The 12,497-nt window shown below is 58.6% G+C and carries 12 protein-coding genes and 1 pseudogene; 4 read left to right on the top strand and 9 right to left on the bottom strand.

Going from position 1 to position 12,497, the window contains the following annotated elements; all coding sequences use genetic code 11:
* Positions 1-14: 14 nt before the first annotated feature.
* Both hemB and JNA92_RS23665 read right to left on the bottom strand, forming a co-directional pair.
* Entirely contained in the window at positions 15-1,034 is a 1,020-nt protein-coding gene (gene hemB / locus JNA92_RS23660; protein WP_241806953.1) for a porphobilinogen synthase, read from the bottom strand.
* Positions 1,031-1,465: a DUF4440 domain-containing protein gene (locus JNA92_RS23665; protein ID WP_241806954.1), complete on the bottom strand. Its 435-nt coding sequence runs from the start codon at positions 1,463-1,465 to the stop codon at positions 1,031-1,033. Before JNA92_RS23665 ends, hemB begins: the two co-directional genes overlap by 4 nt.
* 97 nt (positions 1,466-1,562) lie before the next feature.
* Here JNA92_RS23665 and hisI point away from each other — a divergent pair, with 97 nt between their 5' ends.
* The 4 genes from hisI (at position 1,563) to JNA92_RS23685 (ending at position 4,326) form a co-directional block, all read left to right on the top strand.
* Positions 1,563-1,976, top strand: coding sequence for a phosphoribosyl-AMP cyclohydrolase (gene hisI, locus JNA92_RS23670; RefSeq protein WP_241806955.1), 414 nt, complete (start codon positions 1,563-1,565; stop codon positions 1,974-1,976).
* Entirely contained in the window at positions 1,973-3,319 is a 1,347-nt protein-coding gene (locus JNA92_RS23675; protein WP_241806956.1) for a dihydroorotase, read from the top strand. Before hisI ends, JNA92_RS23675 begins: the two co-directional genes overlap by 4 nt.
* 36 nt (positions 3,320-3,355) lie before the next feature.
* A complete protein-coding gene (gene dksA / locus JNA92_RS23680) occupies positions 3,356-3,760 on the top strand; it encodes an RNA polymerase-binding protein DksA (protein ID WP_241806957.1) in 405 nt (134 codons plus the stop codon).
* Positions 3,761-4,053: 293 nt separating this feature from the next.
* Complete coding sequence (locus tag JNA92_RS23685) at positions 4,054-4,326, top strand: PepSY domain-containing protein (RefSeq protein ID WP_241806958.1); 273 nt, start codon at positions 4,054-4,056, stop codon at positions 4,324-4,326.
* A gap of 152 nt (positions 4,327-4,478) precedes the next feature.
* Here the strand turns inward: JNA92_RS23685 and JNA92_RS23690 are convergent, their stop codons facing one another.
* The 7 genes and pseudogenes from JNA92_RS23690 to JNA92_RS23720 all read right to left on the bottom strand — a co-directional run bounded on the left by JNA92_RS23690 (position 4,479) and on the right by JNA92_RS23720 (position 12,495).
* Positions 4,479-6,458, bottom strand: a complete 1,980-nt coding sequence (locus JNA92_RS23690) for a hybrid sensor histidine kinase/response regulator (RefSeq protein WP_241806959.1) — start codon at positions 6,456-6,458, stop codon at positions 4,479-4,481.
* A 109-nt stretch (positions 6,459-6,567) separates the two neighbouring features.
* Positions 6,568-8,070 carry an ATPase domain-containing protein gene (locus JNA92_RS23695; protein ID WP_241806960.1) on the bottom strand — a complete coding sequence of 501 codons (1,503 nt, stop codon included), beginning with the start codon at positions 8,068-8,070 and terminating at the stop codon, positions 6,568-6,570.
* Between the two features lie 243 nt (positions 8,071-8,313).
* Positions 8,314-8,817 (bottom strand): annotated as a pseudogene (locus JNA92_RS23700) (CinA family protein).
* A gap of 101 nt (positions 8,818-8,918) precedes the next feature.
* Complete coding sequence (locus tag JNA92_RS23705; protein WP_241806961.1) at positions 8,919-9,611, bottom strand: DUF421 domain-containing protein; 693 nt, start codon at positions 9,609-9,611, stop codon at positions 8,919-8,921.
* Between the two features lie 386 nt (positions 9,612-9,997).
* Complete coding sequence (locus JNA92_RS23710) at positions 9,998-11,005, bottom strand: zinc-binding alcohol dehydrogenase family protein (RefSeq protein ID WP_241806962.1); 1,008 nt, start codon at positions 11,003-11,005, stop codon at positions 9,998-10,000.
* A 147-nt stretch (positions 11,006-11,152) separates the two neighbouring features.
* Entirely contained in the window at positions 11,153-11,674 is a 522-nt protein-coding gene (locus JNA92_RS23715; RefSeq protein ID WP_241806963.1) for a carboxymuconolactone decarboxylase family protein, read from the bottom strand.
* Between the two features lie 23 nt (positions 11,675-11,697).
* Positions 11,698-12,495: an SDR family NAD(P)-dependent oxidoreductase gene (locus JNA92_RS23720; protein WP_241806964.1), complete on the bottom strand. Its 798-nt coding sequence runs from the start codon at positions 12,493-12,495 to the stop codon at positions 11,698-11,700.
* Between the last annotated feature and the right edge of the window lie 2 nt (positions 12,496-12,497).

Consider the following 12,497-nt stretch of genomic DNA (forward strand, 5'->3'; position numbering starts at 1 on the left):
GTCTATCAAGGCCGTCACCCCCGCCGCAGTCGCGTGGCGGCCTCCAGGGCGAAGTAAGTCAAAATGCCGTTGCACCCTGCACGTTTGAACGCCATCAATGCCTCGAGAATGACCGTGTCCGGATCCAGCCAGCCCTGGTTGATCGCGGCCTTGAGCATCGAATACTCGCCGCTGACCTGGTAGGCGAATGTTGGCACGGCAAAGGTTGCCTTGACCCTTTGAATGATGTCCAGGTAGGGCATGCCGGGCTTGACCATCACCATGTCGGCGCCTTCTTGAAGGTCCAGCGCGACTTCACGCAGGGCTTCGTCGCTGTTGGCCGGGTCCATCTGGTACGAGCGCTTGTCGCCTTTGAGCATGGCCGCCGAGCCCAGCGCATCGCGGAACGGGCCGTAGAAGCCGGAAGCGTACTTGGCGGCATAGGACATCAGCCGCACCTCGTTGAACCCGGCCAGGTCCAGCGCGGACCTGAGCGCGCCGATGCGCCCGTCCATCATGTCCGAGGGTGCCAAGGTGTCGATGCCGGCCTGGGCCTGGACCACGGCTTGAGCCGCCAGCACCTGCAGGGTCTCGTCGTTGGCCACGCGGCCTTGGCGCAGCACCCCGTCGTGGCCATGGTCGGTGTAGGGGTCCAGGGCGACGTCGCCGATCAGGCCAAGGTTGGGGAATGTGGCCTTGAGCAACCGGGCGGCGCGGCAGATCAGGTTGTCCGCGTCGAGGGCGTGGCTACCCTCACTGTCCTTGCGCTGCGCCGGGGTAGCGGGAAACAGGGCAATGGCCGGAATGCCCAGCTCGACCGCCCGGCCTACATGATCCGGTAGTTCGGCCAGGCTCACCCGTACCTGGCCCGGCATGGCGCTGATCGCCTCGCGTGTACCTGAGCCTTCCTTGAGAAAGACCGGCCAGACCAGGTCATCGCAAGACAGGCGGTTTTCAGCGACCAGACGACGCGTCCATTCGTCAGCGCGGTTACGGCGCATGCGCGTAGCGGGGAAAGCGCCCGTTGAGTGCGGGAAGTGGGCCACGGCCTTCATGCCTCGATGGAGGAATGGTGGCCGGTGATCAGCCACTGCTGCTCGATTCGTTCGAAGGTGAACAAAAAGCGCGCTGGCACTACCCGTTGCTCGCCGTCTTCACGGTAGACGAAGGTGTACTGGCCGCCGACCACCACGGTGCCCAGCTTGCGGCTGACGCGCTTTTTGAACAACTGGATGTCACAGACCAGCCCGTCGTTGGCGAGGAAATTTTCAAAATAGTTGCGACGGCTGTCGTCGCAGTCACGCACTTGGTTGGACAGGGTCGGCACCAGGATCGCATCCGGTGCGTACAGTGCCAGTACCTGATCAACATCACGGGTAGCCACGGTAGCGGCCCAATGGTAGAGCGCTGCTTTGGCACCTGCCAGGCAGGCCAGTTCGGTGTCGGCGTAGGTTTCGGTGCAAGGGTTGGTGCGTGTTTCGGTCATGGCGTTTTACCTGCGCGAGTCGAAAAGATGAACCGTAGGGGCGTTATCTGCTACGTTATAAGTGTTATAACATAACATTTACGGCAGGTCGCAAATCATGTTCCTTACCCTTGAGCAGGCAGCAGCGGATAGCCGCTTTGCCTTGACCGATGTGCTTCGCCACATTCCCTGGAGCCCCCAGGGGCTGATTCCCGCCATCACTCAGCAGCATGACAGCGGCGAGGTGCTGATGCTGGCCTGGATGAATGAAGAGGCGTTGCTGGAAACCCTCGAGACCCGGCGGGCCTGCTATTGGTCGCGTAGCCGCGGACGCTTGTGGCGCAAAGGCGAAACCTCGGGGCATGTGCAGCATGTCCATGACGTGCGGCTGGACTGCGATGGCGACGCGCTGTTGGTGTTGGTAGACCAGAAAGGGGCCGCTTGTCACACGGGGCGCCGTAGCTGTTTCTACAACGCGATCCAGGGTGATCAGGTAGTGGTGACGGGCAACCCGGCGCAGGTGGGCGCATGAGCCGGATCATCATTCGCAACGCCCGCCTGGTCAATGAAGGGGCCATACAGGAGGCCGATGTCCTGGTCGCCCATGGCCGTATCGAAAAAATCGCCCGCAGCATCACGGGCGTCAATGCGCCGATCGAAATCGACGCCCGTGGCCAATGGCTGCTCCCCGGCATGATCGACGACCAGGTGCATTTTCGTGAGCCTGGCGCTACGCACAAGGGCAGCATGGCCAGCGAGTCGCGCGCCGCCGTGGCGGGCGGTATCACCAGTTTCATGGACATGCCCAATACCAACCCAGCCACGCTGGGTCTTGCCGCCCTGCAGGACAAGAAAGCCCGCGCCGCCGCCACCTCGGTTGCCAATTACGGTTTTCATTTCGGCGTGAGCAAGGACAACCTCGATACCGTAGCAGCCCTCGACCCACGTGAGGTCGCGGGGGTGAAGGTGTTCATGGGCGCCTCCACCGGTGACATGCTGGTGGATGACCCAAGGGTGCTGGAACGGCTGTTCGCCAGCGTGCCGACTATCCTCCTGGCGCACTGTGAGCACACCCCGTCGATCCTCGCCAACGAAGCGCGCATGCGTGAGCGCTACGGCGATTTCATCCCGCCGGCCATGCACCCGATCATTCGTGATGCCGATGCCTGCCTGCGCTCTTCGAGCCTGGCCGTGCAGCTTGCCAAGCAGTTCGGCACACGGCTGCACGTGCTGCACCTGACCACCGCCCAGGAGCTGAAGTTGTTCCAGCCAGGGCCTTTGCAGGGCAAGCAGATCACCGCTGAAGTGTGCGCACATCACCTGCTTTTCGATGACCGCGACTATGCCAGGTTAGGCCACCTGATCAAATGCAACCCTGCCATCAAAAGCAGGGAAGACCGGGACGCCCTGCGTCAGGCGCTGCTGTGCGACCGCATCGATGTCATCGGTACCGATCACGCCCCCCACACCTTGGCAGAGAAACAACGCCCGTATGCCTCGGCGCCTTCAGGTTTGCCGTTGGTACAGCATGCACTTGTGGCGCTCCTCGAGCTGGTGGAGGAGGGCGTGCTGACCGTTGCCCAACTGGTGCGCAAGACCAGCCACGCCGTCGCGGACCTGTTCGCCATCGCAGAACGCGGTTACCTGCGTGAGGGCTACTGGGCGGACATGACGCTGATCGAGCGTTTGCCCGAACCCCGCGCTGTCAGCCTCGATCCAGTCCTGGCGCACTGCCAGTGGACGCCGTTCGAGCACCATCGTTTCCATTATCGAGTAGCCACGACTTTGGTCTCCGGGCAACTGGCCTGGCATGAAGGCCGGCTAGTCGAGGGCTGCCAAGGCTTGCCTCTGGCCTTCAACGCACGACGCGGCTGAGCCCCATTTCTTTTTATTGACTTGAGAACACCTGCAATGACCGAACAAGAGCTGCTATCCCAACCTGCAGACGCTTACATGGACGCTGCGCAGCAACGTTTCTTCCGTGAGCTGCTGCATGCCCAGCGCAAGGAGCTTCAGCAACGCATCGCTGAAGAGTTCGAAGTGATCCGCGACTTCGAACCCACCAGCGATCCTTCCGATATCGGCACGGCGGAGGAGCATCGTCAATGGCAATTGAGGCTGCTGGAGCGGGAGAAAAAACTGCTGGACAAGATCGACGAAGCGCTGGAGCGCATCGCCCGTGGCGAGTATGGCTGGTGCAAGGAAACCGGCGAACCGATCGGCCTGCAGCGTTTGCTGCTCAGGCCAACCGCCACCCTGTGCGTGGAGGCCAAGGAGCGCCAGGAGCGCAATGAGCGTCACATGCGCGACGATTGAGGGGGCCACTGCTGCTAAAGCACCTCGACCGGCTTCACTCAGAAGTTTACGAAAGGGTGTTCAGCACCCTTTATTGCTCGAATGGGCGGGTGGAGAGCCTGGTTGGCTTCGATGAGCTGAGGGGCGCTGTAGCACCCAGTGCACAGCATCCTCATTTGCCTTGCGGGCACGCGCTTCTGCCGGAGCCCGTGCACCTTGATGATTTCTCGGTTTCAGTACAGCCCCCACACCAAGTGAACCCCGAGATCAGCGCGGGGGTCGGAACGGTAACTGTCACGAAAAAGGAAGGTAGCATGAAAGCGATGACTCGAGTGTTCACAGGCCTCGCCATGGTTGGCGCACTGGCAAGCTCTGCAGCATGGGCTGACCAGCCCGGCGCTGATTGGAAGGTGACCAAGGATCAGGCTGAAGCCACGTTGAAGGGCGCCGGCTACACGCAGATCACCAAGATCGAGGCCGATGACGGTCATTGGGAAGGTGAGGGCATGAAAGCTGACGGCAAGCAGTATGAGTTCCAGGTTGACCCGCATGACGGCAAGATCATCAAAGACGCGCTGGATAACTGATCACTCGGTATATGGAGAAGCCCGCGCTATATGGCGGGCTTTTCCAATCTTGGAAAGATATCTCAGATCTCGAACGAAGCCATTGCTGGGTAGATCCACAGTCCTTAGCTAGCTGCTGGCTCCCCCTGCGGGAGGGGGCGGCGTCGTGAGACTTAGTTATCCCTGGTGTTCGGCTCCAGCATCAAACTTACATTTTCAGCGAGCGCCTGTAGCGTGAAGGGTTTGGTCAGTAACCTCATGCAGGGGCCTAGAAACGCCTCTCTGTCAGATGCAGCCTGGGCATAACCTGTCAGGAAGAGCACTGGGAGGTTGGGATACCTCTGCTGCACGGTCTCCGCCAATTGCCTACCGTTCATGCCTGGGAGCCCCACGTCGGTGACCAAAATGTCGACGCTCTCCAGGGTCTTGAGCACGTGCAATGCCTCTTCGCCATCGCTGGCCACGAAAATCTCATAGCCCAACTCGGTGAGCACCTCCTGATTCAGCATCCGCACTGACTGATCATCTTCAACCAGCAGCACTATCTGTCCGGTTCCGTGATTCGCTGCATGGGGTATTTCAACAGGCTGATGAAGCTGGCCGTCAGCGGTTGGGAGGTACAAGGAGATCGTGGTTCCCTTATCTGGAATACTCGATATCTCCATTTTCCCCCGGCTTTGCTTGGCAAAGCCATACACCATCGAAAGCCCCAGACCCGTACCCTGGCCGATAGGCTTAGTGGTGAAGAACGGTTCAATCACTTTTGGCAGGAGATCAGCGCTGATCCCCGTCCCGGTATCCTCTACATCAATCCGGATATACTGCCCGGCTGCGAGCTCATCGGCTTCTGAGGACGCCTGCGCGACGATCACTTCGCGTGTCGATACTGTGATCGTTCCCCCATCCGGCATAGCATCGCGGGCATTGATGACTAGATTGAGTATCGCGTTTTCCAGTTGGTTGGCATCCGCCATGGCGTAGGGGAGGTGGTCGCCGAGTTTCATCAATACCCTGATCTGCTCGGTCGCCGAGCGCTTCAGGAGATCGTACAGGCTGACGATGAGGTCATTGGCTGAGAGCGGTCTTGTATCCAACGATTGCCTGCGGGAGAACGCGAGTAAGCGTTCCGTGAGGGACGCTGCGCGTTTTGCAGAGGTTTGAGCCGCATCGATATAGCGGTCCAGTGCGTCTAGGTTGCCCTTTTTGAGCCTCAATCGAAGCAGGTCGAGAGCGCTTATAATCCCCGTCAGCATGTTGTTGAAGTCATGGGCAATTCCGCCAGTGAGCTGTCCAACGGCCTCCATTTTCAGGGATTGTCGCAGTTGATCTTCAGCTCGCTCCCGCTCTGTGCTTTCCCGGTGGAGTTGCTCGACAGCTAGGGCAAGCGCTTGGGTGCGGCCAGCTACCTGCTCTTCCAATGCTTCATTAAACCCACGAAGCGTCAGCTCTGACTGCTTCTGGTCAGTGACGTCAACAATCACAATGGCTGCCCCCATGATCGTGCCATGGGCTCCCCAAAGCGGAACAGCGCTAACCCGGATCCAGGACTCGTTTTGACCGGCAGGCTTGTGGTGGAACACCATGCCGTCGACAACTTCGCCTTTCAAGGCGCGTGCACCGGGGAATGATTCTGGCGTGACTGGCTGGCCATCAGCGCTTATCGAGACCCATTGCTCCCGGCCATTGATAGCCTTGGAGGGAATAACTCGATCCGGGACATATTGGTTATAAAGCGGGTTGCTGATCAGCGACACACCAAAAGCGTCGACGAAGCTGATGCCAACAGGCACATTCTCCAGCAGGATACGAAGCCGTTCTCGCTCAACTCCCAATTCCGCAACACGATCGCGCATGTCGAATTGGCGTGCTCGAGATCGCCATGCCGCAGCAATGGCGCTCATCAAGGCAGAGGAGCTCATCGGGCGTTCCAGTACCACTACGTTGGAGGCACTGGAGGGAAGACGCCTGCGAACTTCATCATTGTCCTTCCCAGCGCGGTTTCGATTGGAGGTCAGCAGCAAAATCGGAATGTCGGACCAGGAAGACTGATTCGCTAAAGCCTTTCCAAGGTCTGCGATGTCTCCGCTCAAGGCCTCTTCGGTGATCAGGATGATGCCTGTCTCATCACCAATGTTTTTTGCCAGAGCGGTCAAGTCACAATATGCCTGTACTCGGTAAAGTGTGCCCGCAACACGCTGGAGCACAGCCGCATCGCCTCGGAATGGCGCGACCACCAGCAACGACCGTTCTAGAGGTCGGCGGCTAACGTCCAAAGGGGCGGCCTTCCAGCAAGGGGTCTTGGCTACCAAAATATTCAGGAGTACCCGTCAGCACGCCCTTGAACTTGGTCAGGGGCTCACCAACACGGACGCCGTAGCTATCTATATTCAGTTCGCGAATAGCATCTTCGTGGGCGCCACCACGGTTTTTCAGGACAGAGATCGCTTTGCGCAGACGGCCTTGAGCCTCAAAAAACCTTATGAGGATGACCGTGTCTGCGACGTAAGAAATATTGAGGGTGGTTGTCATCGTGCCGATCAGTCCGCTTTGGGCGTTGATCAGGAACGTTGCCACACCATGCTGGGCGAGATAGGACAGCATTTCGTGCATCTGAAGTATCAGCTGTTGCTCCTGTGGCATCGCCGCCAAGTAGCCGTTTAGGCTATCGATCACGATCACCCGGGCATTCCTGGCCTCTACCTGAGTACGGACTCGCCATGAGAATTCGCCTGGCGAAATCTCGGCAGGGTTGATTTGCTCCACATTCAATAGACCGCTGGCGATGTATTTCTGAAGCGCGAAGCCCATAGCCTCGGCTCTTCTCAACAGCGTGCCGACCCGCTCATCGAATTCATAGACGGTGCAGCACTCACCACGCTCACATGCCGCAGCCACATAGGCGAATGCCACCGTGGTCTTGCCCGACCCCGCAGGCCCGGTGATCAGCGTGCTTGTGCCTCTGAGAGGGCCTCCAGCAAGCAAACGGTCAAGCGCTGCCACGCCACTGGCCACAGGTTCAAGCTGGAAGGCTGAATGTTGTCCTCCCGCCATCATCCGCGGGAAGACATGCAATCCTCCCTTTACGATCACGAAGTCGTGATAGCCGGCAACGAAGTCGACACCCCTCAGCTTCTGAACCTGCAACCGCCGTCGAGCCGCGCCGAAATCAAGCGTTAGTCGCTCCAGCGTGATCACCCCATGGCAGATGCTATGGAGATGGTTGTCATGCTCACCATGGGATGTAGTCAGGTCGTCCACCAGCAAGACTGTGATGTTTCGTCCCGCAAAATACTGTTTCAGTGCCAGGACCTGACGGCGGTATCGAAGGGGGTCTTGTGCCAGCAGCCTCATCTCAGAAAGGCTATCGAACACTACCCGACTGGGCTTGGACTGCTCCACGCGCTGCTGGATAAGCTTGATAGTGTTTCCCAGCTCAGCCTCCCACGGATGCAGAATGGTCTGCTCTGCGGCCTCGCCGAAAATCTCGTCCGTCTGGGACAGCTCGAACACCTCGATGCCGTCCAGGCTCCATCCATGCGACCTGGCAACACTCTCAAGTTCATCCGCAGTCTCGGAGAGGGTGACGTACAGCACCGGCTCCTGGTTGGTCACACCACTCAATAGGAACTGAAGCCCCAATGTCGTCTTGCCAGCTCCTGGCGTGCCCTCTACCAAGTAGAGCCTATGCACCGGCAGCCCGTCTTTGAGGATTAGATCCAATCCTTCGTTGCCAACAGATAGCGTTGCGGATGTCTTATGGGGCATTCATTTTCATTCCTGAACTGGATGGCCATGCTTGGGGCAGTGGGCGCCAAGACCGCCGGCGTATTAGCTGAATCTAGCAAACGCGCCTTCACTGCATAAGGTATTGGCGCTGCAGATTCGCGCGGTACTCCGCAGTGATATTGATGATTGATCGCAGGGTGCCACCAAAGGTTCATTAGGCGTGGGTTGCTTGAATCGGATGGCCATCGTAGCTCTTGACTAATTTGCCGATGAAAGAAACAGTCAGGCGCGCTCGCCTCGCAGCCATCGCTGGTGATAATGGGAGAGTCGGGTGAGTCCAAAAAGTGCGCCCTGACGCATCACGTCGGCACGTTCACCAAAGAAGCGCTGAGTTCGTGTAAACACGGCTACCGGCTCGCCGGCGAATGCCCAAGCGAAGCACACGGTGCCTGGTGGTACGCTAGATTAGGGAGTTGGCCCAGCCACGCCGGTGGTGGCGATCACCACATTGGCATCGCTGTCTCTCAATGCGCCCAAGGCCATTTCCCACGCGACTGCTTCGCTGGTGAGGCCATAGCGCTCGATAGTTTCGGCGCTTACGCCGAGCAAGCGCTGCTTCGCACTGGGTGAGTAAACGACATAACCACTCTCCACGACCTCCCCGGCACCGGGTACCCCTGCTAGGAGGGCCACCATGCAACCTGCCGTGCACGACTCCGCAGTCGTCAGGACTAACTGATTGTCTTTGAGATAGCCGAGGGCGGCCAGTACAGCGTCGGTTGCCATTGAAGAATCGACTCGCTTGTTCTTTTGCGGTGGACGCAACCCATCAGGTTTTGGTTCATCGCAGTTTACGTCCGACGTGTCCCACGTCAGTGGCTGGAGCCTTAACGGTTGCGTACGGTACCAAGGGCAGGTGACCAGACGTTATGACCGCAGCGTTCACACACGACTGAGTCCAGTGGTTCGTGGAAGGTCGTGAAGCCGCAACTCACGCAACAGTGTAGGCCGGCGTTCGGCGGCGCCTGGTACTCTGGACGATGTTCGACTGGCAGCACTGACAGCCCTGGCCGGGTGTCATCAGGCCCGTAGAAATACAGACTGAGATCGCCATCGGTTTCCAATAAACCGAGTCGAACCTGGCCGAGGTGCTCCACACCTTGTTGTCGCAGTTCCATGAACAATTCGTTGGACGAGATGTTCAAATTCCGCAGCGAATGTATTTCGTACATCCCGTCCTTTACTACCGTGATGGGTAGCCCATCGATCCAGGCTTCGCATGTTCTGCTGCGCCTCATCAAGTAGACGGTTCCGCGATAGAGCATCAGGAGCGTCAGGAACACCAATCCGACGGGGAGTAAAGGTACATCTTCGTAAAAAGTGACATCACCTGCGGCTGAGCCCAGGGTCAGGATCACGACAAGCTCGAATCGAGACAGTTGCCTGATTCCACGTCGACCACTGAATTTCAAAAAGAAGAACACGGCCAAGAAAGCCGCTGAAACGCGCAGGGCGACCTCCAAAAGAAAGGTCAGCGGGAGTTCGCCAATGAGCATCCTGTGCAGATCAAACGAAACCATTGGGTTTGTCCCACATGTCGCAATCGCCGGTTAAAGATGGACCGGCTAAATTCGACGCTAGTTCACGAGGTGACGCCATATGGCGACATGGCCTGAGAGGATGATCATTGGAAAAGCAGGATGCTCCCGCCATAGGGATTTGGCTAACTCGAGACCACCGATGCCCCTCAGCTTGGAAAAACCGCTTCCATGCTTGAGGCGTAATCCCTTCGGATCTCATAAACGTCCGGCAGAAACGCGGCTGGTTCTAGAAGCCGCACTTCAGGGCAATCCTGTGGGTCGGAGTGCTGGCGCTTCCTCCCATTCGCGCCTACCGGTGGGATGTTACTGAGCAGCGGTGCTTTCAGGTTAGCCCGCGTTAACGCGGGCTTTTATTCGAGCAATGATCAGAAACCTTCCAGGACAACTTTGCCCCTGGCTTTACCACTTTCAATCAACGCGTGGGCTCGCTTGAGATTTTCGGCACAAATGCTTCCGAAATGCTCTCCGACAGTCGTCTTCAGTGTGCCCTCGTCAACCAGCTGGGAAACACGCTCGAGCAGTTGGTGCTGTTTGATCATGTCCGCGGTCTTGTACAGCGAGCGGGTGAACATGAGTTCCCAGTGTAGTGACAGCGATTTGCGCTTGAGCGGCATGACATCCAGCTGTGCCGGATCATCAATCAGTGCGAGCTTGCCTTGGGGGCGAAGCACTTCCACCAATTGCGGCAGGTAAGTGTCGGTGTGGGTCAGGCTGATCACGTAATCAATGGGATCGAGCTTGAGCTTTGCCAGCTGAAGCGGGATCGACTCAGAGTGATCAATGACATGATGAGCTCCCAGTTCGTTGACCCAGGCTTGAGTCTCAGGTCTTGAGGCAGTGCCTATGACTGTCAGCTGCGTCAGCTTCCTTGCCAGCTGAACCAGGATCGAGCCCACTCCGCCTGCTGCCCCGACCACCAAAAGACGTTGACCTTTGCCGCTATTTTCTTCGACGGCCAAACGGTCGAACAGCAACTCCCACGCGGTGATCGACGTCAGCGGCAGGGCGGCGGCACTGGCGTCGTCCAAGTTCTTAGGCTTGTGCCCGACGATTCGCTCGTCCACCACATGAAACTCGCTATAGCTGCCTGGTCGATCTAGGGCACCGGCGTAGAACACTTCATCCCCTGGCCTGAAGAACGTTACCTCTGGGCCAGTCTCGCGGACGACACCGACAGCATCCCAGCCGAGAACGTATGGTTGCTCTGCACCACGGCTGGCGCGAACCTTGGTATCGACGGGATTGACGGCAATCGCCCTGACCTCGACGAGCAGGTCACGTGCGCCGGGTTTTGGCTTCGTGAGCTCCGTGTCATACAGAGACTGAGCGTCGTGAATAGGTAATCCGGGTTGCGTGTAAACGACAGCCTTCATCGCGCTACCTCTAATAAGAATCAAAAGTTGGCACAGGGTATTGTCTTTGGTTAACTCGAAAATCAGCCTCAAAGCAGCAAGGCGTTCTCGCGCGTAATGAAACTAGCGGGAGGCGCTGGCAACCGGTGCCTGGACGCCTCGCGCAGTTCATTGGTTGTCGGTAGGTGGGAAGTCGATGTCCGTCATGGCCACATTGTTGAGGTAGTTGGTCAGCGTCAGGAGGGAGACTTGGGCGATGATATCCACGATTTTCGTATCATCCAGCCCTGCTTCCCGTGCTGCTGCCAGTTGCACCTCGCTGACCTGGCCTCGGCTTAGCGTCACCGCTCTGGCGAACGCAGCAACGCCATCGAGAGTGCCGGCACGAGCAGCCAGCAGCGCACCAGCATCCAAACCTGCTTTTTCGCCGAAGAAACTGTGGGCGGCGATGCAGTAGTCACAGCCATTCACCGCTGATGCTGCCAGCGCCGCTACTTCACGCTCGGCAGGGCTGAGGCTGTTCTTGTTAAGGGCTTGCGAGAGCGCCAGATAGCCAGCGAGGGCTGCCGGCGAATGGGCGAGGGTGGCGAACGCGTTCGGGATAAAGCCCAAGCCTTTCTCCACACCCTGCAGGGCACTACGCGCTGCTGCAGGCGCCTGGTCGAGGGTCAGCGCATTGATTCGAGTCATGATTCAGCTTCCTGTGCTGATGGTCACTTGGCGTTGTAACGCGGCGCGAGCTGGTTACTCGACAACTGGCTGAACAACGCCTGCCGGCTGGCTTCGTAGTGTTGGAAAGCGTGCAAGTCATGCAGCGAAGGGATGGAGATCAGCACGTCGTTGTCGAAATCCTGCAGAGCACCGTCGACCAGATCATGAGCGGACATGACGATGCCGGGGTCGAGGTTCTCGACAGGCAGGCCGCCGATCTGCCAGAAGTCGGTCGCAGTGGCTCCTGGCAGCACCGCCTGGATCTTGATGCCTTTGTCTGCAAGCTCCTTGTACAGGGATTGGCTGAAGGCGGTCACGTAGGCCTTGCTGCCACCGTAGACACCGTTGAGCAGCTCTGGCGCAAGGCCTGCGATGGACGAGATGTTGATGACGGCGCCTTGCTGGCGGGCGATGAAACCTGGAACGGCAGCGTAGGTCAGGCGGGTCAAGGCGGTGACGTTGAGGCTGATCATTTCGGCCATGCGTTCGACATCACTCTCCATCAGGCTTGTGTGAGTGCCGATTCCCGCATTGTTTACCAGCAGGCTTATGCTGGCGTCCTCACGAAGTTGGCGTTCAACGTTAACCAGGTCAGCGGCGTTGGAAAGGTCTGCCGGAATAACCTCCACGTTTCGCTGGGTCTCGCTGGTAATACGGCTGGCCAGGGCGTTGAGACGTTCCCGGTTGCGGGCCACCAGTACGAGGTCGTAGCCACGGCGGGCCAAACGCTCTGCGTAGATCGAGCCGATTCCGGTGGAAGCGCCGGTGATGAGCGCGGTGCCTTTGGATTGCTGCGTCATGG

It is taken from the genome of Pseudomonas putida, from assembly GCF_022627325.1.
In the GTDB taxonomy this organism is placed as follows: domain Bacteria; phylum Pseudomonadota; class Gammaproteobacteria; order Pseudomonadales; family Pseudomonadaceae; genus Aquipseudomonas; species Aquipseudomonas putida_X.

Excerpts from the sequence above, each read along its gene's own strand:
- hemB (WP_241806953.1), bottom strand. The coding sequence starts at position 1,034 with ATGAAGGCCGTGGCCCACTTCCCGCACTCAACGGGCGCTTTCCCCGCT.
- JNA92_RS23665 (WP_241806954.1), bottom strand. The coding sequence starts at position 1,465 with ATGACCGAAACACGCACCAACCCTTGCACCGAAACCTACGCCGACACC.
- hisI (WP_241806955.1), top strand. The coding sequence starts at position 1,563 with ATGTTCCTTACCCTTGAGCAGGCAGCAGCGGATAGCCGCTTTGCCTTG.
- JNA92_RS23675 (WP_241806956.1), top strand. The coding sequence starts at position 1,973 with ATGAGCCGGATCATCATTCGCAACGCCCGCCTGGTCAATGAAGGGGCC.
- dksA (WP_241806957.1), top strand. The coding sequence starts at position 3,356 with ATGACCGAACAAGAGCTGCTATCCCAACCTGCAGACGCTTACATGGAC.
- JNA92_RS23685 (WP_241806958.1), top strand. The coding sequence starts at position 4,054 with ATGAAAGCGATGACTCGAGTGTTCACAGGCCTCGCCATGGTTGGCGCA.
- JNA92_RS23695 (WP_241806960.1), bottom strand. The coding sequence starts at position 8,070 with ATGCCCCATAAGACATCCGCAACGCTATCTGTTGGCAACGAAGGATTG.
- JNA92_RS23705 (WP_241806961.1), bottom strand. The coding sequence starts at position 9,611 with ATGGTTTCGTTTGATCTGCACAGGATGCTCATTGGCGAACTCCCGCTG.
- JNA92_RS23710 (WP_241806962.1), bottom strand. The coding sequence starts at position 11,005 with ATGAAGGCTGTCGTTTACACGCAACCCGGATTACCTATTCACGACGCT.
- JNA92_RS23715 (WP_241806963.1), bottom strand. The coding sequence starts at position 11,674 with ATGACTCGAATCAATGCGCTGACCCTCGACCAGGCGCCTGCAGCAGCG.
- JNA92_RS23720 (WP_241806964.1), bottom strand. The coding sequence starts at position 12,495 with ATGACGCAGCAATCCAAAGGCACCGCGCTCATCACCGGCGCTTCCACC.